The organism is Kitasatospora sp. NPDC001132 (assembly GCF_053598415.1).
The window spans coordinates 134,971-156,453 of sequence record NZ_JBSFKF010000016.1 but is presented as its reverse complement, the minus strand read 5'-3'; the positions used below and the strand labels follow the sequence as shown (position 1 = coordinate 156,453).

Annotated in this window: 18 protein-coding genes; 12 read left to right on the top strand and 6 right to left on the bottom strand. The window is 74.1% G+C overall.

The window, feature by feature from the left end:
• Nucleotides 1–2: 2 nt before the first annotated feature.
• Entirely contained in the window at nt 3–1,292 is a 1,290-nt protein-coding gene (locus tag ACWDBE_RS22180; protein WP_449792189.1) for a hypothetical protein, read from the bottom strand.
• Between the two features lie 395 nt (nt 1,293–1,687).
• On the opposite strand from ACWDBE_RS22180, the gene ACWDBE_RS22175 reads away from it, so the two are divergent.
• Genes ACWDBE_RS22175 through ACWDBE_RS22165 form a run of 3 tightly spaced genes read left to right on the top strand, consistent with a single transcriptional unit; the run spans nt 1,688 to nt 6,218 of the window.
• Entirely contained in the window at nt 1,688–2,329 is a 642-nt protein-coding gene (locus ACWDBE_RS22175; protein WP_449792188.1) for a class F sortase, read from the top strand.
• Nucleotides 2,326–3,651, top strand: a complete 1,326-nt coding sequence (locus ACWDBE_RS22170) for an alpha/beta hydrolase (protein ID WP_449792187.1) — start codon at nt 2,326–2,328, stop codon at nt 3,649–3,651. The genes ACWDBE_RS22175 and ACWDBE_RS22170 overlap by 4 nt, the downstream gene beginning before the upstream one ends.
• Nucleotides 3,648–6,218, top strand: a complete 2,571-nt coding sequence (locus tag ACWDBE_RS22165; protein WP_449808851.1) for a rhomboid family intramembrane serine protease — start codon at nt 3,648–3,650, stop codon at nt 6,216–6,218. Before ACWDBE_RS22170 ends, ACWDBE_RS22165 begins: the two co-directional genes overlap by 4 nt.
• A 76-nt stretch (nt 6,219–6,294) precedes the next feature.
• On the opposite strand, the gene ACWDBE_RS22160 is transcribed toward ACWDBE_RS22165, so the two are convergent.
• Nucleotides 6,295–6,720: an SsgA family sporulation/cell division regulator gene (locus ACWDBE_RS22160; protein ID WP_449792185.1), complete on the bottom strand. Its 426-nt coding sequence runs from the start codon at nt 6,718–6,720 to the stop codon at nt 6,295–6,297.
• Between the two features lie 310 nt (nt 6,721–7,030).
• On the opposite strand from ACWDBE_RS22160, the gene ACWDBE_RS22155 reads away from it, so the two are divergent.
• The 3 genes from ACWDBE_RS22155 to ACWDBE_RS22145 all read left to right on the top strand — a co-directional run bounded on the left by ACWDBE_RS22155 (nt 7,031) and on the right by ACWDBE_RS22145 (nt 10,734).
• The gene (locus tag ACWDBE_RS22155) at nt 7,031–8,863 is read left to right on the top strand and encodes a DEAD/DEAH box helicase (protein ID WP_449792205.1); all 1,833 of its coding nucleotides are present in this window, start codon (nt 7,031–7,033) and stop codon (nt 8,861–8,863) included.
• Between the two features lie 375 nt (nt 8,864–9,238).
• Entirely contained in the window at nt 9,239–9,889 is a 651-nt protein-coding gene (locus ACWDBE_RS22150; protein ID WP_049654777.1) for an IclR family transcriptional regulator, read from the top strand.
• 38 nt (nt 9,890–9,927) lie between these two features.
• Complete coding sequence (locus tag ACWDBE_RS22145) at nt 9,928–10,734, top strand: S16 family serine protease (RefSeq protein ID WP_449792184.1); 807 nt, start codon at nt 9,928–9,930, stop codon at nt 10,732–10,734.
• Between the two features lie 64 nt (nt 10,735–10,798).
• Here ACWDBE_RS22145 and ACWDBE_RS22140 read toward each other — a convergent pair whose 3' ends face one another.
• Together ACWDBE_RS22140 and ACWDBE_RS22135 are read right to left on the bottom strand one after the other, a co-directional pair.
• On the bottom strand, nt 10,799–11,569 hold the full coding sequence (locus tag ACWDBE_RS22140) for an IclR family transcriptional regulator (protein WP_449792183.1): 771 nt from the start codon (nt 11,567–11,569) through the stop codon (nt 10,799–10,801).
• A 152-nt stretch (nt 11,570–11,721) separates the two neighbouring features.
• On the bottom strand, nt 11,722–12,288 hold the full coding sequence (locus tag ACWDBE_RS22135) for an Lrp/AsnC family transcriptional regulator (RefSeq protein WP_449792182.1): 567 nt from the start codon (nt 12,286–12,288) through the stop codon (nt 11,722–11,724).
• 208 nt (nt 12,289–12,496) lie between these two features.
• Here ACWDBE_RS22135 and ACWDBE_RS22130 point away from each other — a divergent pair, with 208 nt between their 5' ends.
• Nucleotides 12,497–13,060, top strand: coding sequence for a VOC family protein (locus tag ACWDBE_RS22130; protein WP_449792181.1), 564 nt, complete (start codon nt 12,497–12,499; stop codon nt 13,058–13,060).
• A 36-nt stretch (nt 13,061–13,096) separates the two neighbouring features.
• On the opposite strand, the gene ACWDBE_RS22125 is transcribed toward ACWDBE_RS22130, so the two are convergent.
• Nucleotides 13,097–13,654 (bottom strand): hypothetical protein, encoded by a 558-nt coding sequence (locus ACWDBE_RS22125; protein ID WP_449792180.1) that lies wholly within the window; start codon nt 13,652–13,654, stop codon nt 13,097–13,099.
• A 134-nt stretch (nt 13,655–13,788) separates the two neighbouring features.
• Here ACWDBE_RS22125 and ACWDBE_RS22120 point away from each other — a divergent pair, with 134 nt between their 5' ends.
• The 3 genes from ACWDBE_RS22120 to ACWDBE_RS22110 all read left to right on the top strand — a co-directional run bounded on the left by ACWDBE_RS22120 (nt 13,789) and on the right by ACWDBE_RS22110 (nt 17,885).
• Nucleotides 13,789–14,493, top strand: a complete 705-nt coding sequence (locus ACWDBE_RS22120) for a response regulator transcription factor (RefSeq protein ID WP_449808850.1) — start codon at nt 13,789–13,791, stop codon at nt 14,491–14,493.
• The gene (locus ACWDBE_RS22115) at nt 14,490–16,070 is read left to right on the top strand and encodes a sensor histidine kinase (RefSeq protein ID WP_449808849.1); all 1,581 of its coding nucleotides are present in this window, start codon (nt 14,490–14,492) and stop codon (nt 16,068–16,070) included. The genes ACWDBE_RS22120 and ACWDBE_RS22115 overlap by 4 nt, the downstream gene beginning before the upstream one ends.
• Nucleotides 16,071–16,484: 414 nt before the next feature.
• Entirely contained in the window at nt 16,485–17,885 is a 1,401-nt protein-coding gene (locus ACWDBE_RS22110; RefSeq protein ID WP_449808848.1) for a glycosyltransferase 87 family protein, read from the top strand.
• Between the two features lie 162 nt (nt 17,886–18,047).
• Here ACWDBE_RS22110 and ACWDBE_RS22105 read toward each other — a convergent pair whose 3' ends face one another.
• On the bottom strand, nt 18,048–18,464 hold the full coding sequence (locus tag ACWDBE_RS22105; protein WP_188298732.1) for an SsgA family sporulation/cell division regulator: 417 nt from the start codon (nt 18,462–18,464) through the stop codon (nt 18,048–18,050).
• Nucleotides 18,465–18,870: 406 nt separating this feature from the next.
• On the opposite strand from ACWDBE_RS22105, the gene ACWDBE_RS22100 reads away from it, so the two are divergent.
• Together ACWDBE_RS22100 and ACWDBE_RS22095 are read left to right on the top strand one after the other, a co-directional pair.
• Nucleotides 18,871–20,625, top strand: a complete 1,755-nt coding sequence (locus ACWDBE_RS22100; RefSeq protein WP_449808847.1) for an RDD family protein — start codon at nt 18,871–18,873, stop codon at nt 20,623–20,625.
• Nucleotides 20,626–20,699: 74 nt separating this feature from the next.
• Nucleotides 20,700–21,479, top strand: a complete 780-nt coding sequence (locus ACWDBE_RS22095; protein WP_449808846.1) for an RDD family protein — start codon at nt 20,700–20,702, stop codon at nt 21,477–21,479.
• Nucleotides 21,480–21,483: the final 4 nt, after the last annotated feature.

Here is a 21,483-nt window from a genome sequence, read left to right as displayed (position 1 = left end):
GGTCAGCCGGCGGCGGGGGCTCCGGCCCCCGCCGGGGCGCCGAGGAAGGACTCCCAGCCGCCGGCCGGGGCCTGGCCAGGGGCGAGGGTCCGGAGCTTGCGCAGCACCGCCGGGTCCTGGGCGTCCAGCCAGTCGACCAGCTGTCGGAAGGAGACCAGCCGGACCTCGGGCTTGCTCGCGATGGCCCCGAGGACCTCCTCGACGGCGTTCATGTAGATGCCGCCGTTCCACTCCTCGAAGTGGTTGCCGATGACGTACGGCGCCCGGTTCCCGTTGTAGGTGCGGTCGAAGCCCATCATGTAGGCGTCGCGGGCCTGGGTCTGGAAGCCGGGGTGGAGCGCCGGGTCGGCCTTGGTGTTGGGGCCGCACTGGTTGTACATGATGTTGTAGTCCATCGAGAGCACCTGGAAGGTGTGCCCGGGGAACGGGATGGACTGCAGCGGGAGGTCCCACAGCGCGCCGCCCTGGATCTTCTGCGGCCACACCTGGGTGCCGTTGCCGCTGCTGTCGTAGCGCCAGCCGCGCCTGACCGCGGTGGGCAGCAGGTTGCGCTGGCCCTCCAGGCAGGGGGTGCGGCTGCCGATCAGCTCCTTGCGGTAGTCGAAGGGCAGCGCCGGCAGGTCGGTGAAGCCGGTGTTGGTGCGCCAGTTCATCACGAAGTCCATCGCCTGCTGGATCTCGCTGTCCCACTCCTCCGGGGACCACTTGCCGACGCCGGTGGAGCCGCAGAAGTGGCCGTTGAAGTGGGTCCCGATCTCGTGGCCCTCCAGCCAGGCCGCGCGCACGTTCTCCAGGGTGTCGCGGATGTGCTGGTCGCTCAGGTAGCCGATGTCGGAGGCGCCGGCCTTGTGCTGGGGCGGGCGGTAGAGCTCCTTCTTGGACTCGGGCAGCAGGTAGAGGCCGCTGAGGAAGAAGGTCATCTTCGCGTCGTGCTCCTGGGCCAGCCGGCGGAAGCGGGCGAACAGGCCGTTGTCGAGCTCGCCGGCGCCGTCCCAGGAGAAGACCACGAACTGCGGCGGCCGCCGGCCGGGCTCCAGCCGTTCGGGGACGGGCTGGTGCGGCTGGGCGCCGGTGTCCGAGGTGGAGCCGTCGCCGATCACGACGGTCCGCTGCTCGGGGGCCGGGGCCGGGACGGGAGTGGCGCCCTGCTCGTCGGCCGCGCCGGTGGCCGGGACGGCGGCGTCGGTCGCCCGCTCCCCGCCGGTGGCGTGGTTGCTGCCGCAGCCGGCCGCCAGGGCGGCGGCGGCGCCGGCGCCGGCCGCCAGCAGGGAGCGGCGGGAGAGGGCGTCCATGGTCACTCCGTTTCGTTGGGCGGTGGGCGGGAGTGCGCGGTCCCGTCGGACACGTGGGTGGGGAACCGTAACCGGGTCAGCATGGCACGAGGGCGGGGCCGTTCGGAGAGGCGCAGCGGGCGGTCGTGAGCGATCGCTCGAACGACGCAACCGATCGGGTCCGTTGAACCGTCGGTAGCTCGTGTCGGGTGTGTTCCCGGGGGGATCGTGTGTGGAAGGTGTCCGTCGCACTCCGCTACCGGATGCCCACGAGGCGCAGGGAAAGGGCGATCGCCCCTGCCGATCGGCGGGTGCCGGTACGACCGTCGTATGGACGTGCCTTACAGTCCGTTCCGGTTGAATTGTTCCCAGGAAACTCCCAGGAAGCGGGGTTCCGTCGGCAGAGGGGAGCGCCCGTGGGCGTCCAGCAGAGCGGGGGGCCCTGGCCGGGCACCCTGGCGGCGGGGGCCGCGCTGGTGCTCGGTGCCTGGCTGCTGCACGACGGAAGCCCGTCGCTGCCGCCCGCGCCGGGGGCCGGCCAGGCCCAGGCCGGGATCGCGCCGGTCTCGATCGTCCCGCCGCTTGGCCCGTCCGCGCCGACCCGGATCCGCATCCCCGCGGTGCGGTTGGACGCCCCGGTCACGGCGCTCGGACTGGACGCCGACGGCCACCTCCAGACCCCTCCCGAGGGGGACCGGAACCTGGCGGGGTGGTACCGCGGCGGGGCCAGCCCCGGCCAGCGCGGCACCGCGATCCTCGCGGGGCACGTCGACAACAAGGCCGGCCCCGCGGTCTTCTACCATCTGGGCGCGCTCCGTCGGGGGGACCGGATCGAGATCGCCCGGGCGGACGGCGCCACCGCCGTCTACCAGCTCTACGCCATCGAAGTGCACGACCGAAAGGACTTCCCGGACGATCGGGTCTACCGTCAGGCCACTGACGCGCAGCTGCGGGTGATCACCTGCGGCGGCTCGTACAGCGAGGAACACGGCTACGACGGCAACGTCGTCGCCTACGGTTTCCTGGCCGACACCACCCCGCCGGGCCGAGCCGCATGAGCACGTTGACCCTTGCCTCCCGCTGGAATCCGATCGACTGGCCGCTCACCGAGGGCCTGATCCCGCACGCCGTGCTGGCGGCCGGCTGGGCGGCGCTGTTCGCGCTCGCCGTCGGCCGCGGCCGGAGCTGGTGGCGGGTCCGCCTGCCCGCCGCGCTGGTCACCGCCGCGGCGCTCAGCTGGCTGCTGGACGTCGTGGTCGACGGCTGGTGGCACCCCTTCCCGGAGGGCACGCCCCGGTACGTCACCTGGTGGATAGCCGTCGCCCTGCTCGGGCTCTGCCTGGCCGGTTACCGGATGCGGCGGCTCACCTGGCGCCGCCGGGGCGGCGCGCTGGCCCTCAGCGGCCTGGTGCTGCTGATGTCCTCCTCCGAGGTCAACATCGGCTTCGGCCAGTTCCCGAGCGGGCGCGTGATGCTGGCGCCGTGGCTGACCAAGACCGACGGGCTGGTCGCCACCAAGGCGGGCCAGACCGTGACCGCCCCGCCGGGCAGGTCGCTGGAGGAGGTCTGGAAGCCCCCGGCGGACCTGCCCGCGAAGGGCACCGTCTCGGTGGTGCCGATCCCCGGTACCAGGTCGGGCTTCCAGGCCCGCGACGCGTACGTCTACCTCCCGCCCGCCTACCAGGCCACCCCGCGGCCGCTGCTGCCGGTGGTCGTGATGATCACCGGTCAGCCCGGAATCCCGGGGGACTGGGTGCTGTCCGCTCAGATCAACGAGACGCTCGACGCCTACGCCGCGGAACACGGCGGCCTCGCGCCGATCGTGGTGATGCCCGATCAGCTCGGCTCGACCTGGGCCAACACGCTCTGCCTCGACTCCAAGATCGCCAAGGCCCAGACCTACCTCGCGGTGGACGTCCCCGAGTGGGTCCACCAGAACCTCCAGACCGCCACCGGCCGCACCGCCTGGGCGATCGGGGGCGCCTCGATGGGCGGCACCTGCGCGCTCCAGCTCGGCGTCAACGCGCCCGATGTCTACGGCACCGTCCTCGACATGTCCGGGCAGGAGGAACCGACCCTGGGCAGCCGGGAGCAGACTGTCAAGGCCGCGTTCGGTGGTGACGAGAAGAAGTTCGACGAGGTCGATCCGCTCCAGGTGATGGCCCGCAAGAAGTTCCCGGACACCAACGTCGCGTTGGTCGTCGGCGAGACCGACGAGGAGTTCAGACCACAGATGGAGAAGGTCTACCACGCCGCTCAGGCGGCCGGAATGAAGGCCAAGTTCGATCTGATGCCGGGCGGCCACGGATGGGTCGTCTTCCGGCCCGGCATCGGCCAGCAGCTGCCGTGGCTCGCCCAACAGACCGGGCTGACCCGGTGACCGGGGCGACCGCGCTGGCCGCCGTCAGCGAGCAGCGCGGGTCCGGGCCGGAGCCGGAGCGCGCCGCCGAGCGGGGCGCCGACCGGGCCCCGGTCACCCGGACGCCGGAACCGGGTCCGCAGAAGCTCCGGCGGGCGGCCGGGGCGCTCGGCGACCGGCTGCGCTCGGCGCCGCTGACCCTGACCCTGCTGGCCGGGCTCTGGCTGCTCGGCGCGGCCACCGGCAGCCTGGACCACGGCCCGTCCGACCGGCTGCTCGAGCGGGCCGGGGTCGGGCTGTCCACGCTGGCCGAGGGCCACTGGTGGGCGCCGGTCACCTCGATGCTCTGGTGCTCGGGCACCGGCTCGTACGTGTTCACCAGCCTGCTGCTGCTCCTGGTCGGCCCGGCCGCCGAGCACCGGCTCGGGCGGCCGCGCACCCTCGCGGTGCTGGTCGGCGGGCAGGTCGTCGGCACCCTGCTGGGCACCGCCCTGGTCGCCTTCGGCTCCTCGGCGGGGGAGCAGTGGACCGCCTCGGTGGCCGACCAGATCTCGGTCGGCCCGGGCGTCGGCGTGTTCGCGCTGGCCGGGGTGCTCGGGTACCGGCTCACCGTGCTCTGGCGCCGCCGGCTGCACCTGCTGGTGCTGCTCGTCCCGCTGGTGATGACGCTGTACGTGGGCCACCTGCAGAGCGTCCAGCGGTGCGCCGGCGCGCTGGCCGGGCTCGCCCTGGGCGCCCTGGCCAGCCGGGGCCGCCCGCACCTGCGCACCCACCGCTCCTCGCACTCCGAGACCCGGGTGCTGGTCGCGCTCTGCCTGGTCGCCGCCGCCTTCGGGCCGCTGCTCGCCTCGCTGTACGACAACGCCAGCGGGCCCTTCAACACCTTCTCCGAGCTGTACTTCTCGCACCGGCTCAGCCCGGACGAGGTGGCCGACTTCTGCGCACTGTCGGCGCACGACTGCGCCCGGGCGCACGCCGTCGTCCGGATCTTCGACACCCCGGGCCGGATGATGGCCGCGCTGTTCCCGGCGCTGCTGCTGGTGCTCGCCGAGGGATTGCGCCGGGGGCTGCGGTTGGCCTGGCTGGTCACCGTGGCCACCGAGTTGCTCTGGGCGGCGCTGCTGTGCTGGCTGTACCTGGACGCCGGGCCGGTCAGCCGGGACGTGGTGCAGTACTTCGTCGAGGCGCTGCTGCTGCCGCTGCTGACCACCGTCCTGCTGGTCGCCACCCGCAAGCGGTTCCCGCTGCGGCTGTCCGGCCGCTCGGTGCGCCGGCTCGCCCTGGTGCTCGGCGGCGCGGCGCTCGCCTCCGCGGCCGCCTACGTGGGGGTCGGGCGGCTGGTCGCCGGGGAGTTCGAGCCGGGGGCGACTGCCCGCAGGCTGGTGGCCGGGCTGCCGGCCCAGTTCCTGCCGCCCGCGTACAACGACCTGCTGCCGGACTACCCGATCGCGGTCGGGCCGGTGGCGCGCCTGCTGGAGACGTACTGCGGGCTGGTGTTCTGGGTGGTCGCGCTGGCCGTGCTGCTGTCGGTGTTCCGCCGTCCGGTGCTGCACACCGACGCGGCGGCGGCCGGCCGGGCGCGGGCGCTGCTGGCCGAGCACGGCGGCGGGACGCTCTCGTTCATCGCCACCTGGGACGGCAACCACTACTGGTTCGACGAGGGCGGCCGGGCGGCCGTCGCCTACCGGGTGGTGGGCACCGTCGCGCTGACCACCGGCGACCCGTTCGGCGCCCCGGACGACCGGGCCCGGGCGGTGGCCGGCTTCGCCCGGTACTGCGACGCGCGCGGCTGGACGCCGTGCTTCTACAGCGTCTGCGGCGACACCAGGGCCGCCGCCGCGCAGCTCGGCTGGCGCTCGGTGCAGGTCGCCGAGGACACCGTGGTGCCGCTGCCCGAGCTGGCCTTCACCGGCCGCAAGTGGCAGGACATCCGCACCGCCCTCAACAAGGCCGGCAAGCAGGGCATCTCCGCGGAGTGGTGGGCGTACCACGAGGCGCCGCTCGCGCTGCGGGAGCAGATCCGGGCGATCTCCGAGGAGTGGGTCTCCGAGAAGGGCCTGCCGGAGATGGGCTTCACGCTCGGCGGGCTGGCGGAGCTGGACGACCCGGACGTGCGGGTGCTGGTCGCGGTGGACGAGCAGCGGGTGGTGCACGGGCTGACCAGCTGGATGCCGGTGTACGAGGACGGCGTTCCGGTCGGCTGGACGCTGGACTTCATGCGCCGGCGCTCGGACGGCTTCCGCGGGGTCAGCGAGTTCCTGATCGCCTCGGCCGCGCTCGGGTTCAAGGAGGAGGGCGCGCGCTTCCTGTCGCTGTCGGGCGCTCCGCTGGCCCGCACCGGGCAGGACGAGGAGCCCACCGGGCTGCAGCGGATGCTGGACTGGATGGGCAGGGTGCTGGAGCCGGTGTACGGCTTCCGCTCGCTGCTGGCGTTCAAGGCGAAGTTCCAGCCGGAGTACCGGCCGATGTACATGGCGTACCCCGACCCGGCCGCGCTGCCCGGCATCACCAGGGCGATCGGCAAGGCGTACCTGCCGCACCTGACGGCGGCCCAGGGCGTGCGGCTGATGCGCAGGCTGTCGGGCTGAGCGGAGGTCACAGTCCCCGGGCCCCGGACCCGGGAGACCGTGCGCCGCTGCCCCGGCCGTGGCGCCGGGCCGCCCGTCAGCCGAGCAGCTGGGCGAGCGCGCGGTCGGCGTCCAGGTGCAGGTGCTCCTCGCCCTCGGGGACGAGCAGCCGGCTGCGCCACAGGAAGCGGCGCAGGTCGGCGCTGTCGAAGCGGAGCAGCGCGGTGCCCTCGGGGGCCCGCAGCTCGACCATGGTGCGCCGGCCGACCGCGGGCCGGACGTGGACGTCGCCGACGCCGGCCGGCAGCTCGATGCCGGCCGACAGCAGCTGGCGCGCGAAGATCCAGACGATGTCCTCGGAGTCCCGGCGTTCGGCGGGGTCGTCCAGCGAGAACTCGGAGGGGAAGGCCATCCGGACGGCCAGCGGGTCCTCCGGCAGGTAGGAGAGCACCACCCGCAGTCGGACGGAGCGGTGGGTGGAGAGGATCAGGCGGGCCTGGACGGTCTCTTCGACGGTGCGCACGGGGGGATCCCTTCGGTTCGGTGCGAGGCCGCGCTTCGGCAGGTGGGGTTGGTGCGGCCTCACCCTGGTGAGAGTCACGGGGCGCCTGGTGCTTACCGGGTTTCACGGAGCATTCGATGTGATCCGGGTCACATCGATTTCCGGCCGCGCGGGCCCGACGTGGAGCCTCGCCTGGAGGCTCGAACGGCGTCGGGCCGGTACGCTGGGCGGGTTGTCCGATCGCCGCCCGACCGCGGGGCGAGGCCGCAAAACCGCCTCTGACCTGCGATGATCCCCCTCGGAGACCGTGAGTACTGCCGCCGCCTCCTCGATGCCGCTGTTCTCCGACGCACCGGAGTCGCAGGCCCCCGTCCGATCCGTCGGCCATGCCGCGCCCGCCGGCTCGCACCACCTCTCCCCGGCCTTCCCCGGCCGCGCCCCCTGGGGCACCGCGGGCAAGCTGCGGGCCTGGCAGCAGGGCGCGCTGGACAAGTACATCGAGACGCAGCCGCGTGACTTCCTCGCGGTCGCCACCCCGGGCGCAGGCAAGACCACCTTCGCGCTCACCCTGGCCTCGTACCTGCTGCACAACCACCTGGTGCAGCAGGTGACCGTCGTCGCGCCGACCGAGCACCTGAAGAAGCAGTGGGCCGAGGCCGCCGCGCGGATAGGCATCCGGCTGGACCCGGCGTACTCCTCCGGGCCGCTGTCCCGGGACTACCACGGCATCGTGGTCACCTACGCGGGCGTCGGGGTGAACCCGATGCTGCACCGCAACCGGACCGAGGCCCGCAAGACCCTCGTGATCATGGACGAGATCCACCACGCCGGTGACTCCAAGTCCTGGGGCGAGGCCTGCTTCGAGGCCTTCGAGCCGGCCACCCGCCGACTGGCGTTGACCGGTACGCCGTTCCGCTCGGACACCAACCCGATCCCGTTCGTGGCGTACGAGGCGGGCGGCGACGGCATCCGCAAGTCCGTCGCCGACTACACCTACGGCTACGGGCACGCGCTGGCCGACCACGTCGTCCGCCCGGTGATCTTCCTCAGCTACAGCGGCAACATGCGCTGGCGCACCAAGTCCGGCGACGAGCTGGAGGCCCGGCTCGGCGAGCCGATGACCAAGGACCTGATCGCCCAGGCCTGGCGCACCGCGCTGTCCCCGCAGGGCGAGTGGATCCCGGCGGTGCTCCAGGCCGCCGACCGGCGCCTCACCGAGGTCCGCAAGGCGATCCCGGACGCCGGCGGGCTGGTCATCGCCACCGACCAGAACGTCGCCCGGGCGTACGCCAAGATGCTGCGCGAGATCAGCGGCGAGAAGGTCACCCTGGTGCTCTCGGACGAGACCGAGGCGTCCAAGCGGATCTCCGACTACGCGGCGGGGACCTCGCGCTGGATGGTCGCGGTCCGCATGGTGTCCGAGGGCGTCGACGTGCCCCGGCTGTGCGTGGGCGTGTACGCGACCTCGATCTCCACCCCGCTGTTCTTCGCCCAGGCCGTCGGCCGCTTCGTGCGCGCCCGCAAGCGCGGCGAGACCGCCTCGGTGTTCCTGCCGACCATCCCGCTGCTGCTGGGCTTCGCCAACGAGATGGAGCTCCAGCGCGACCACGTGCTCGACCGGCCGAAGAAGGAGGGCGAGGGCCTCTTCGACGAGGAGGACCGGCTGCTCGCCGAGGCCGAGCGGGCCAACGACGGGCCGGACGGCGCCGGCGGCGAGGAGTTCTCGTACGAGGCGCTGGGCTCCGACGCGGTCTTCGACCGGGTGCTGTACAACGCCATGGAGTTCGGTATGCAGGCCCACCCGGGGAGCGAGGAGGAGGAGGACTACCTCGGCATCCCGGGCCTGCTGGAACCGGACCAGGTGCAGATGCTGCTGCAGAAGCGCCAGCACCGGCAGATCCAGCGCAGCAAGGCCAAGCCCGCCGAGGAGGCCGACCTGCTGGAGCTGCCGGCCGAGGAGCGGCCGGTGGTCACCCACCAGGAGCTGCGGGAGCTGCGCAAGGAGCTGAACGCGCTGGTCGCCGCCTGGCACCACCGCACCGACCAGCCGCACGGCACCATCCACAACGAGCTGCGCCGCCAGTGCGGCGGGCCGCTCACCGCGCAGGCCACCGCGAACCAGCTCAAGGCGCGGATCGCGAAGATCCGGGAGTGGGCCAGGTAGCGGGGCCGGAAGCGGGCGCGGCTCCGTCCGCCGCGCCCGCTCCGGGGCGCTCGCTCCGGCGTGTCCGGTCACCGGACCGGGGGCGCGGCCGCGGCCCTGCGCACCCGGCGAAATGCGGGGGTTCGTCCGGAATTCGAGACGGTGTTGAAGTCGATCACGCCCGAATTTTGGACAACCACTTCCGCCGCGTCATTTCCTTCACTACCTTTCCCCCACGCTCTTCCGTCGGGCAACCCCCGCGGGACGGCGTCGCAGGGCCGCACGCGTCAAGGACGACGCCGTACGGACCGAGCGCGGCCACCCCCACCTGCGCGCGACACCGACCTTGGAACGGCGCCGCCCGCCCCGCGAGCGCCGCGGAAAGGATTGCCCGTCGTGACTGCCGAGACCTCCCAGACCCTGGACCGCGGCGTCCGGGTCCTCAAGCTCCTCGCCGACTCCGAGCGCGGACTCACCGTGACCGAGCTGGCCGCCCGGCTGGCCGTCAACCGGACGGTGGTCTACCGCCTGCTGGCCACCCTGGAGCAGCACGGACTGGTCCGACGGGACATCGGCGGGCGCGCCCGGGTGGGCCTCGGCGTGCTGCGCCTCGCGCACCGGGTGCACCCGCTGCTGCGCGAGGCCGCCCTCCCGGCCCTGCGCAGCCTGGCCGAGGACCTCGGCGCCACCGCCCACCTGACCCTGGTGGACGGCAACGAGGCGCTGGCCGTCGCCGTGGTCGAGCCCAGCTGGACCGACTTCCACGTCGCCTACCGGACCGGCCTGCGCCACCCGCTCACCGAGAGCGCGGCCGGCCGGGCGATCCTGGAGGCGCGCACGTTCCCCAGCCAGCGCAGGCCCGAACAGGGCTTCGTCATCACCCGTGCGGAGGAGCAGTCCGGGGCGAGCGGGGCGGCCGCCGCACTGGTCGGACTCAGCGGCATCGAGGGCAGCGTCGGTGTGGTGATGCTGAACGGCATGGTGCCCGAGCGGGTCGGCCCCCGGGTGGTGGAGGCGGCGACCGAGGTGGCCGACGCCCTGAGGTAGCACCCGCGCGGGTCGTCGGGTGTGTTTGGATTTCCCTTGTGTCCGACACCAAGCTCACCAAGGCCCTCACCTCCCCGCGGACCCGCGCGCTCACGCTGTGCGGGGTGCTGGTCGCCGCGCTGTTCGGCGTGGCCGCCTTCGTGCCGCTGCCGTACACCGTCACCTGGCCGGGGCTGACCGCGGACACCCTGGGCACGTACGAGGACAAGCCGGTCCTCACCATCACCGGGGCGCCGCTGCGCACCACCGAGGGCGAGCTGCGGATGGTCACCATCACGGCGACCAACCCGGGGCAGAAGAACACCTTCTGGCGCTCGCTGCAGGCGTGGTTCGACCCGAAGGAGGCGGTCCGCCCGACCGAGACGGTCTACCCGGAGAGCAACCCGGCGAAGGCCGACGAGGCGACCGCCCAGCAGATGGCCGAGTCGCAGGACGCCGCCACCGCGGCCGCGCTGGACTACCTCCACCTGTCGCCGGACCAGGTGAAGGTCAAGGTCGACCTGGGGGCGGTCGGCGGCCCCAGCGCCGGCCAGATGCTGGCGCTGGGCATCGTCGACAAGCTGGCCGGCGACGGCAAGGGCGGCGACCTCACCGGCGGGCGCACCATCGCCGGCACCGGCACCATCGCCAAGGACGGCACCGTCGGTCCCGTCGGCGGCGTCCCCCTGAAGACGCAGGCGGCCGCCCGGGACGGCGCGACGGTGTTCCTGCTGCCCAAGGACGAGTGCACGGACGCCAAGGTGAACACCCCGGCGTCGCTGCGCCTGGTGCCGGTCGGCAACCTCGCCGAGTCGGTCTCCGCCCTCCAGGCGCTGAGGAGCGGCGGCACCGTCCCGTCCTGCTGACCGTCCCCCACTGCGCTGCCGGCCGTTCCCGCCGGGGCGCCGGGGCTGGCCGGCCCCGGCGCGGTCAGATCCCGAAGGCCACCGAGGCGAAGTCGTCGCCCAGCCGGGTGTGCAGCTGGGCGGCGATCCCGGCCAGCCGGTGGGCCTGGGCCATCGGCAGGGAGACCGAGATCGCGCCGATGCCGGTGCCCGCGACGATCGGCACCGCCGCACCGGCCGAGCCGATCTCGTACTCCTGGAACTGGGTGATCGGGACGACCCGGCGCGGGCCCTGGCGCGGCAGCAGCGGCAGGCACGCCGGGTCCCGAAGGGTGTACGGGGTGAACGGCACCATCGGGTAGCGGGCCAGGTGGTCCCGGCGCTCCTCGGCGGTCATCAGGGCCAGCACGGTCTTGCCGGCCGCGGTGGCGTGCGCGGCGGCCCGGAAGCCGGCCCGGTCGATCAGCGGCGCGCCGGGGGCCTCGGCGGCTTCGACCAGCTCCACCTCGCCGTGCCGGTACCAGGTGAAGTAGACGGCGGCGGACAGCTCGTCGGCGAGCATGCCCAGCAGCGCCTTGAGCCGGGCCCGGCCCGTCGCCGGGCCGTCGTACCGGATCAGCCCGGCGACCGCGGGGCCGGTCAGGTAGAGGCCGCTGTGGCGTTCCAGGTAGTGGTCGTGCACCAGGGTGCGCAGCAGGTGGTACGTGGTGCCCAGGGCCAGGCCGGTGTCCCGGGCGAGCTGCTTGGCGGTGGCGCCCTTGGGGTAGCCGGCGGCCGCCTGCAGCAGGCGCAGGGCGCGCTGGGCGGAGGCGATGAGGGTGGGGGCGGTTCCGTCGGCCGCGACCGCGTTCGTCATGCGGGGGCCGACCCGGGAGAGGGCTCGGTCGGCACGCGTTTCAGCGGATCGGAGGGCGGCGCGAGGGTTAGTAGAACGTTCATATATAAATCTTGCGGCCATCGACGCCTCACGGATGTGCCAAATCGGCGCGTCGGGCCGTGTCTCCCCTCCTACTCGGCGGCGGCCTGGTCCACCAGCGGCAGGATCCGGTACGGAACCGGGTTCTCCAGCACGATCGCGGTGGACGAGCGGACGATCCCGTCGAAGCCCAGCACCCGGTCGATCACCCGCTGCAGATCGGCGTTGGACCGGGCCACGATCCGCACCAGCATGTCCCCGATCCCGGTGATGGTGTGCAGCTCCAGCACCTCCGGAACGCTCGCCAGGTGCGCCCGCACGTCCGCGCCCTGGCCCTGGGAGATCTCCAGGGTGGCGAAGGCCGTCACCGGGTAGCCGATCGCCGCCGGGTCCACCTCCGGGCCGAAGCCGCCGATCACGCCCTTGGCCTGGAGCCGGTCCAGCCGGGCCTGCACGGTTCCCCGGGCGACCTGCAGCCGGCGCGAGCACTCCAGCACCCCGATCCGGGGCTCCTCGGCGAGCAGCCGGATCAGCCGGCCGTCCAGGGGGTCGATGGCGTCGTTGGTGCCGGCCGGCGGGGCGGCGGAAGCGCCTTGCGGGGCGGGGGAGTTGGGTGCGCCGGGGGAACCCGGGGAGTTCGGGGAGTGGGCGGGGGGCATTCGCGGCACCGTCCTGGGGTGGGCATTCTGTACAGCTGCGCGGCCGATTCTTCCGCTCCGGGGCACAGCTTGACCAGGAGGAAACGGAACAGTTGCGCGCGGGTCGGCCCGGCGCCACCCTCCAGCCACACCCCCCGCTCCCAGGGCCCCACCCCCGGGTGCCGGGGCGGCCAGGATGGTCCGTACGCCAACCGGGAGGGCAGTCATCATGACCGACACCGCCGCCGAACCAGCCCTGTTCGGGGCAGGCCTCGCACCGTTCGGGGCAGGCCTCGCAGCGGACCCGGCGGAGGCGGGGCCGCTGCCGATGGGCCGTGCGGACGCGGTGGTCTTCGCGGTCGCCGACGCCGAGCGGGCGGCCCGCCGCTACTGCGCCGCGCTCGGACTGCGCTGCACCGCGTACGCCGGGCCGGAGACCGGCGAGCCGGAGACGCTCTCGTACGTCCTCGCCGCACCGGGGACGCGGATCGTGCTCACCTCCCCGGTGCGGAGCACCGGCCCGCGCGGCCGGGAGCTGACCGCGCATCTGGACCGCCACGGGGACGGGGTGCTGGACCTCGCAGTGAGCGTGCCGGACGTCTACTACGCGTACGACTACGCGGTGGACCGGGGCGCGCTGTCGCTGGCCGAGCCGTACGAGGCGCGGGACGACTACGGCGCGGTGGTGCTGGCCACCATCGCGGTGCCGGGCGGGACCAGGCACACGCTGGTGGACCGGGCGGGGTACGCGGGGCCGTACCTGCCGGGATACGTGCCGTGCGAGGACTTCTGACGAACCGCGGCCTGACGGGGCGTCGAGAAGCGGGCCTCAGCGGATCACCGTCTCCACGATCGGCGGGTGGCCGTTCCAGGAGGCGATGACCGAGTTGGTCTCGGTGTCCCGGACGAAGTCGACCCGCAGCCACTGGCCGTCCGTCCACACCAGCATCTGCCAGCCCGGGTCCGGGGTGGCGGAGACCAGGGTGGCCCGGTCCGGCTTCAGGTCCAGTGCGACCTTGCCGCCCGGGATCGGATAGCTCTTCACCGTGGACGTCGTGGTGGCGGTGGGGGCGGGCCGGCGGGTCGGTGACGCCGCGGTGGTGGCGGGAGCCGGGCCGTGCGGGGTGGTGGCGGCGGTGGAAGTGGCGGCGGTGGTCGGTGAGGCCGCCGGGGAAGGGGGCGTCGACTGTGCGCCGGAGCGCGGCGGGTCCGGGGTGGCGGGCGCCGGGTGCGGCGTGCCGTCGGCCTTCGGGGAGGGCAGCGGCAGCGCCGTGGGCTGCTCGAACGCGGCGCCGGTCAGCACCGCGTGCACGCCGAGCCAGGACAGCGCCACCGCCGCCCCGGTGGCCGCCGCCCAGGCGCCGAGCTGTACCAGTCCGTTCCGCATCGTCCGCACATCCTGCCGTATTTCCATTCGGAAGGAGACCGGCACCCCCGGTATTCAGCAGGGCAGTTGCACAATGTCCGGACCCACCCCCGAGGTACAGACCACTCGCCGGCGATGGCGTACCGTGCAGGCCCATGGCAACAGTGCTCGTGGTCGAGGACGACCCCTTCGTACGTTCCGCCCTCATCCGCCACCTGACCGACACCGGTCACGCGGTCCGCAGCGTGGGCACGGCTCTGGAGGCGCTGCGGGAGGTCGCCCAGGTCGGCTGCGACCTGGTGATCCTCGACCTCGGCCTGCCCGACCTGGACGGCAGCGAGGCGCTCAAGATGATCCGGGGCCTGACCAACGTGCCGGTGATCGTCTCCACCGCCCGGGACGACGAGGCCGAGATCATCCGGCTGCTCAACGACGGCGCCGACGACTACCTGGTGAAACCTTTCTCAGGGGAGCATCTCAGCGCCCGGATGACCGCCGTGCTGCGCCGGTTCGGCGGCGGCGCCGCGCCCGTCGCCCAGGTGCTGCGGGTCGGCGGACTGGCCATCGACCTCCAGCGGCGGGAGGCCGCGCTGGACGGACGGCCGCTCGACCTGACCCGCCGTGAGTTCGACCTGCTGGCCTTCCTGGCCGCCCGGCCCGGCGTCGTGGTGCCCCGCAAGGAGATCCTCGCCGAGGTCTGGCAGCAGACCTACGGCGGCGACCAGACCATCGACGTCCACCTCTCCTGGCTGCGCCGCAAACTCGGCGAGACCGCCTCCAACCCCCGCTACCTGCACACCGTCCGGGGCGTCGGGGTCCGGCTGGAGGCCACCGGGGGCCTGGCGGAGCACCGGACATGAGGCGGTTCGGGCGCTCGCTGCGCTGGGCCCTGATCAAGGCCGCCGTGGCCGGCACCACCATGGTCGCGCTGGCCTTCCTGATCCCGCTCGGGATGATGGTCCAACAGACCGCGCGGGACCGGGCGTTCACCGCCGCCGAGCGGCAGGCCGCGGCGCTCGGACCGGCGCTGGCGATCACCACCGACGAGGACGCGATCACCCGGGCCCTGGCCAGCACGGACGCCGGCGGGCAGGGGCGGATGGCGGTCCACCTCCCGGCGGCCGGGCAGCCCGCCGGGGCGGGGGGCGGCGACGCGCTCCACGACGGCGGTGGCGGGGGCGCCGGGGCGGGTGGTGCTGTTACGGGTGGTGCCGGCGTGGGTGGTCCCGCCGCGAGTCCGGGCGCGGGGAGTCCTGGTGCGAGCGGTCCCGGTGTGGCGGCCGCCGCGATCGGCGGGCCCGGGGGGCCGATGCTGGGGGAGGGGCGCGCCGCGGCGGCCGACGTGGCCACGGCCGGCGGGCAGGGCCGCTCCTTCACCGTGCAGGTGGCCGGCGGGTACGCCCTGCTCCAGCCGGTCGCGGTGGACACCGGGCGGACCGCGGTGGTCGAGGTGTTCGTGGCCGAGAACGACCTCACCAGGGGCGTCGCCACGGCCTGGCAGGTGCTCTCCGCCGTGGCGCTCGGCCTGGTCGCCATCTCCGTGCTGGTCGCCGACCGGATGGGCAGCCGCATCGTCGCCTCCGCGCGCAAGCTCGCCGCCGCCGCCCGCTCGCTCGGCGCCGGGAACCTCTCGGTGCGGGTCCCGGTGGAGGGCAAGCAGGTCGAGGGCAGCCCCGAGGAACTGCGCGAGGCCGGCCAGGCGTTCAACACCATGGCCGACCGCGTGGCCCAACTCCTCGCCGCGGAAAGGGAACTGGCCGCCGACCTGTCGCACCGGCTGCGCACCCCGCTGACCGTGCTGCGGCTCAACGCCGCCTCGCTCGGCGAGGGCGACGCGGCCGAGGCCACCCGGCACGCGGTCGCCCAACTGGAGCGCGAGGTCGACCAGATCATCCGCTCGGCCCGCCGCGCCCCCGAGGACGCGCCCGCCGTCGCGGTCGGCTGCGACGCCGCCGAGGTGATCCGGGAGCGGGTCGCCTTCTGGTCGGCGCTGGCCGAGGACGAGGGACGCCGCTGGCAGCTGGCCGGCGCCGAGCAGGCGGCGCCGGTGCCCGTCCAGCGCGGGGACCTGGCGGCCGCCGTCGACGCACTGCTCGGCAACGTCTTCCGACACACCGCCGTCGGCACCGCCTTCTCGGTCGACGTGCTGGCCACCGGCTGCTCGGTGATCGTCCTGGTCGGCGACGCCGGACCGGGGTACAGCGACCCGGCAGCCGCCCTCAGACGCGGCGAGGGACACGGCGGCGAGGGCTCCACCGGCCTCGGCCTCGACATCGTCCGCAAGCTCGCCGAGTCCACCGGCGGGGACGTCGCGCTCGGCCGCTCCGCGGTGCTCGGCGGTGCCGAGACCCGGCTGCGGCTGCGCACCGGGCCGCAGGAGGCGCCGCCCGCGCGGGGCGGCCGGCGGCGGACCCGGGGCGTGCTGTTCCAGAAGTGACGGCAGGGCGCGGCGACGGCGGTGGCTTGAGCGGCCCGGGTGGTGGGGCGACGGGGCGACGGGACGGCTGGACGGCTGGGCGGCTGGGCACTTGGGGCGGCTGGGCGCGTCGGGCGGGTCCTTCTCGTACGGGCCCATCCTTAACGGCGACCTAAGGGAGTTCTACCCCTCGCTCAGCCCGGCGGTCGCGGCCCCGGGCCGCGGCTAGCGTCGGTCGTGCCGGCCACCCGACCACCCCGGCGCCGACCCGCACCCCGACCGTCACCCCCACGGCGACCGGTGTGCCCTTCCCCCAGGTCGGCGCCGGGGCCGGTCAGGGCCGACGCGTCACGCTGCGTAGTTGATCGTGTCCGATCCCAGTCGGGCGGCATCCGGTATCGTCGCTGGTTGGCCGAGCCGTGGACGGAGTGGACAGTGACAGCGGTGCAAGACGAGCGCAGCCCGGTGCGGACCGCACCCGACCCCTCGCCCGCCCCCCTGTCGGACCGGCTGCGCCGGGCCCTCGGCGCCCCTGTCCGGGCGCTGCGCGAAGCCCCCCGCCGCCCGCTGCTGGCCGCCTCCGCCGTGGCGCTGCTGTCCCTGCTGGTGTACGCGGTGGTCCGGCACTTCGTCCACACCTCGATGGTGGACATGATCGTCTACCGGGCGGAGGGCGCCGCCGTGGCCGACGGCACCGACCTGTACGCGCTGCGCGTCACCGAGTGGAACCTGCCCGCGACGTACCCGCCGTTCGCGGCGATGCTGTTCGTCCCGACCACCTGGTTCCCGGTCCCCTTCCTCCGAGTGGCGATCACTCTCGGCAACCTCGGGCTGCTCGCCCTGCTGACCCACCTGTCCTTCAAGCTGGTCGGCTGGCCGCGCCGCGAGCTGCGGCCGATCGGCGTGATCCTGGTGACCGGCCTCGGGGTCTGGCTCGAACCGGTCTTCACCACGCTTCGCTACGGCCAGATCAACCTCGCGCTGGCCTGCCTGATCCTCTGGGACCTCACCCGTGCGGACGGGCGGCGCAGCAAGGGCGTGGCGATCGGCATCGCCGCCGGCATCAAGCTCACCCCCGGCCTGTTCGCGGTCTACCTGCTGATCACCGGCCGGATCCGGGCCGCCTTCGTGGCCGGCCTCACCTTCCTCGGCACCTTCCTGCTCGGCGCCCTCGTCCTGCCCGATGCCACCTGGGGCTTCTGGACCAAGTACCTCTACGACTCCTCCCGGGTCGGCAAGACCTGGATCGTCGACAACCAGTCGATGCGCGGCGCCTTCGCCCGCCTGCTGCACTCGGCCGACCCCGGCACCGTCGCCACCGTCGGAGCCGGCCTGGTCGCGCTGGCCGGTCTCGGCGTCGCCGCCTGGGCCGCGCGCAGCGGCCGCTGGCTGCCCCGGTCCGAGGCCTGGGGCGTCTGCTGCGCCGCCGTCACCGCCGTGCTGATCTCGCCGATCAGCTGGACCCACCACTGGGTCTGGTGCGTGCCGATGCTCGTCCTGCTCGCCGCCGAGGCCTCGGTCGAGCACGCCCGCCCGGCCGGCGTCCGTCGGCTGCGCTGGCGGGCCGTCTTCTGGGCCACGCTGGTCGCCTTCCTGTCCTTCGCGATGTGGGCCGCGAAGCCGGTCGGCCTGGCCGTCCTCGATATGCCGCTCTGGCGCCAGCTGCCGACCTCGGTCTATCCGTGGGTCGGACTCTGCTTCCTGCTCGCCGCCGCCGTCCGGATAAGGGCACGACGGCTCTCGGCCGGCGCGCCGCTGGTCCGGCTGCCCGGACAGCGGGACGTCGGCGGCCCGGACGCCGCCCGCGGCCGTCAGCAGGCCCCCGCGGCCCGCTGAGCCGGCGGGGGCGCCGCTCCTGCTTCTTCCGGTCCTGCTTCTTCCGGTCGTTCCGGTCCTTCCGGTTGTTCCGGTCCTTCCGGTTTTTCCGCCGAGCCCGCCGCTCGTTCTCGCGCCCCGTGCTCGTGTTGCTGTACGTGCCGGTGCACGCCGCGGCGCACGCTAGGCGAGCAGCTCGGCGAGCGAGCCGTCCATGTCCAGCGCGGCCAGCTCGCTGCCCGGCGGGACGAGCCGGTGCGCCCGCTCCAGCCAGGCCGCGACGACCGGCAGCGGGGCCTCCAGCAGCGCGTCCCCGGCGGGCGAGCTCAGCGCCAGGCAGAGCACGCTGCGCCGGCCCGAACGGGTCGGCCAGATCCGCACGTCGCCCTGGCCGCACGGGCGGAAGGTGCCCTCGACGAGCAGCTCGCGGGCGAACACCCAGGTGACCGGGGAACCGGTGTCCAGGTGGAAGGTCATGTACACCGCGTACGGGTCGTGGCTGCCGTAGGACAGCCGGGCCGGGACGGGGACGCTGTGCTCCGGCGAGAGCACCAGGTTGAGCTCCAGCTCGTGCTCGACGACGCTGACGGGACGCTCCATGATCGTCTTCCTCTCTGCCTTCGGGTTGTGCCCGGCTTCGGGCCCCTGTGACCTTTGAGAGGGCGGTCCGCACCGGCTCTTACACACGTTTCCGGGATTTCTTCGGGAAGTCCGGTGAGGGGTGGTGAACAGCGGATGACACGGCGCGCGGGCAGTCGTCGTGCGCCTGGTTCCTTACCTTGAGCGACCCTCCGCTGTCCGGCGAATCGCGAACCTTCCGTCACGGCTTCGATGAGGTACTACCCTTTGTGACTGCCCGGCGACTTTCCGCCCACCGGCGGTGCCCCCACGCGCGCCGACCGCCGGGAGCGCGCCGGGTCGTGCGCGCGGGTGGACGCGTCTGCGGTGGTCGGGCCCGGTCGGCCCGCACCCTCCTCGTCAGGACCTGCCAGGAAAGAAGACCCCCATGACGGACCGCCCCTTCGTCGCCGACGGCGACCCGGCCGTCGCGCCCGAGCCCGGCTACTACCCCGACCCGTCCATCCCCGGCTACGTCCGGTACTGGGGCGGCGCGGCGTGGGTGCCCGGCACCAGCCGGCCCGCTCCCGCCGGGGGAGAGGTGCTGGAGCCGCCGCGGTACGTGACCCGGCGGCCCGCTCCGGGCGGTGCGGCGGCGCGGGTGGTGCCGCCACCGGTGGTGCCGGAGGCCGCGCTGCCGGGGGCGGTCGAGGTGCCGGAACCGGTGGTCGTGGAACCGGTGGTCCCGGGGCTGCCGGTCTCGGGGTCGGTGGCTCCCGGGTCGATGGCCTCGGAGGCGGTGGTCTCGGGGTCGGTGGCATCGGGGTCGATGGCGGAGGTGCGGGCCGGGCTGCCAGCGGGTGGGGGCGACACCGGGCCGGTGTACTTCGACCAGACCTCGGGTGGGGCGTCCTTCGTGCTCGGGCCCCGGGTGGCGGAGGTGATCGGCGGGCCGGTGTTCCGGACGGTCGACGGACCGGGGGCGTCGCCGGGAGTTTCGGCGGGGATGCCGGTCGCGGGAGAGCCGTCCGCGGGAGTGCCGTCGGGCTTCGCCGGCGTGGAGCCGCCCGGGGCCGTCCCGGTCCAGGCTTCGGCCGCTTTCTCGGCCCCGCCCCTGTCCCCGTCGCCGTCCCCGTCCCCTTCCCCGGCCCCGTTCCAGGGTGTCGGGGAGTCCGGCTGGCAGGCAGATCCTCGGGCGCAGCGGGGCCTGATGGACACGGGCGACGCACCGCGTTGGGTTTCCTGGGGGGTGCTTCCGGAGGCACTCGATGTGGAGGAGGGGCGCGCGGAGCCCGAGCGCACTCCGGCTGCCACGGAACTGGCCGCCGCCGGCGCTCCCGTCGTGGCGGTCACGGTGCGGGAGGCGCCGGTGCCGGCCGTCCTGGCCTCGGGGCCGGTGCCGGTGATCGGCGAAGAGGCGGTGGCGGCCGCCCCTCCGGGCCCGGGGTCGGGGCCGGGGCCGACCGCGGTCGCGGTCGCCTCGAAGTCCTTCGCCACGGCGGCGGTCGCGGCGACGGCGCCCGCCACTCCGCTGCCCGCCGTGCGGACGCTCCGCGAGACCGCCGTCCAGCCCCGCCCGTCCGCCTCGGCCTCCGCCGCCACCGTTCCCGCGTCCTCCGGGGCCGCGCGGGCCGCCGGGGCCGCCGGCAGCGCTCGGGTCGCTCGGGCTGGTCGGGCCGGTCGGACCGGCAGGAACGCCCGGGGCGCCGAGCCGGCCGGCCTCGGCCGCCGACTGGCGGCGCGGGCGGTGGACACCGCCATCCTGCTGGTGGTCGCGGTCGCCGCCGGGATCCCGCTCGGCCGCTCGGTGACCGACCACCTCCAGCGGAAGGTCGACCAGGCCCGGATGGCCAGCGTCCTCGCCCGGCACCAGGTCCAGGTCTGGCTGGTGGACGACGTGGTGCTGGGCAAGGCCGCCGTGCTGCTCGGCATCCTGCTGTTCGTCAGCCTGCTCTACGAGGTGCTGCCGGTCGCCCGCACCGGCCAGACCTTCGGCAAGCGACTGGCCCGGATCCGCGTGGTGGACGCCGCCGCCCCGGCCGCCCGGGCGGCGAGGCTGAGCCTCGGCCGCTCGCTGCTCCGGTGGGTCGTGCGGCAGTTGGGCACGGTGCTGCTGCTCGGACTGGTCTGGCCGGTGTTCGACCGGACGGCCCGGCGGGGCTGGCAGGACCGCGCGGCCCGTACTCGGGTGGTGCGCGGCTGAGGGCAGCCAGGGGCCAGTGCAAAACGGACAGAATGTCCCGAACATCGAGAATTCGTGATGTTCTACTCGGGGATATGAGCACCCACGACCCCTCAGGCTCCCAGCCGGAGGGGGGCGGCAAGCCCTCCTTCGACAAGCAGCCCCCGCAGCCGGGCGGCGGCACGCCGGAAGGCGAGCCGTCGGGCCCGACCCCGTCCAACAGCCAGTCCGGTGGCCAGTCCGGCGGCGAGTCCGGAGACCAGTCCGGCGGCCCCGGCGCCTACCGGGGAACCTACGGCGGCAGCCCGTACGGCGAACCGGCGCCCGGTCAGGCCCCCTACGGACAGTCCCCGTACGGCCAGCCCCCGTACGACCAGCCGCCGCCCGGTCACGGCACCGGCTACGGACCCGGCGCGTACGGCACACCCGGCGCCGGCCCCGTCCCCGGTATGCCGCCGCTCGGCACCTGGCCCAAACGGATCCTCGCCCGGCTGATCGACTACGTCCTGGTGCAGGTCATCGGGGTGATCGTCGTGGGGCCCTTCGTCGACCTCAGCACGCGCAACGGCTCCACCGAGGCGTTCTGGCTCGGCTGCGCCATCTACCTCGTCTACGAGGCCCTGATGCTCAGCCGGGACGGCCAGACCCTCGGCAAGAAGGCGATGAAGATCCGGGTCGCCATGCTCGTCGACGGGAACAAACCCACCCCGTCCGCCGCCTGGACCCGAGCCGCCGTCTTCATCCTCCCGGCCGTCATCTGCTGCGCCGCGCTCTGGTGGATCGTCGACGGATTCTTCGGCGTCTTCGACAAGCCCTACCGGCAGTGCCTGCACGACAAGGCCGCGAAGACCGTGGTGGTCACCACCGAGGTCTGAGCGG

What these genes read in the sequence shown, in the direction of transcription:
- ACWDBE_RS22180 (WP_449792189.1), bottom strand. Translation starts at nt 1,292, where the DNA reads ATGGACGCCCTCTCCCGCCGCTCCCTGCTGGCGGCCGGCGCCGGCGCC.
- ACWDBE_RS22170 (WP_449792187.1), top strand. Translation starts at nt 2,326, where the DNA reads ATGAGCACGTTGACCCTTGCCTCCCGCTGGAATCCGATCGACTGGCCG.
- ACWDBE_RS22155 (WP_449792205.1), top strand. Translation starts at nt 7,031, where the DNA reads ATGCCGCTGTTCTCCGACGCACCGGAGTCGCAGGCCCCCGTCCGATCC.
- ACWDBE_RS22140 (WP_449792183.1), bottom strand. Translation starts at nt 11,569, where the DNA reads ATGACGAACGCGGTCGCGGCCGACGGAACCGCCCCCACCCTCATCGCC.
- ACWDBE_RS22135 (WP_449792182.1), bottom strand. Translation starts at nt 12,288, where the DNA reads ATGCCCCCCGCCCACTCCCCGAACTCCCCGGGTTCCCCCGGCGCACCC.
- ACWDBE_RS22130 (WP_449792181.1), top strand. Translation starts at nt 12,497, where the DNA reads ATGACCGACACCGCCGCCGAACCAGCCCTGTTCGGGGCAGGCCTCGCA.
- ACWDBE_RS22125 (WP_449792180.1), bottom strand. Translation starts at nt 13,654, where the DNA reads ATGCGGAACGGACTGGTACAGCTCGGCGCCTGGGCGGCGGCCACCGGG.
- ACWDBE_RS22120 (WP_449808850.1), top strand. Translation starts at nt 13,789, where the DNA reads ATGGCAACAGTGCTCGTGGTCGAGGACGACCCCTTCGTACGTTCCGCC.
- ACWDBE_RS22115 (WP_449808849.1), top strand. Translation starts at nt 14,490, where the DNA reads ATGAGGCGGTTCGGGCGCTCGCTGCGCTGGGCCCTGATCAAGGCCGCC.
- ACWDBE_RS22105 (WP_188298732.1), bottom strand. Translation starts at nt 18,464, where the DNA reads ATGGAGCGTCCCGTCAGCGTCGTCGAGCACGAGCTGGAGCTCAACCTG.
- ACWDBE_RS22100 (WP_449808847.1), top strand. Translation starts at nt 18,871, where the DNA reads ATGACGGACCGCCCCTTCGTCGCCGACGGCGACCCGGCCGTCGCGCCC.
- ACWDBE_RS22095 (WP_449808846.1), top strand. Translation starts at nt 20,700, where the DNA reads ATGAGCACCCACGACCCCTCAGGCTCCCAGCCGGAGGGGGGCGGCAAG.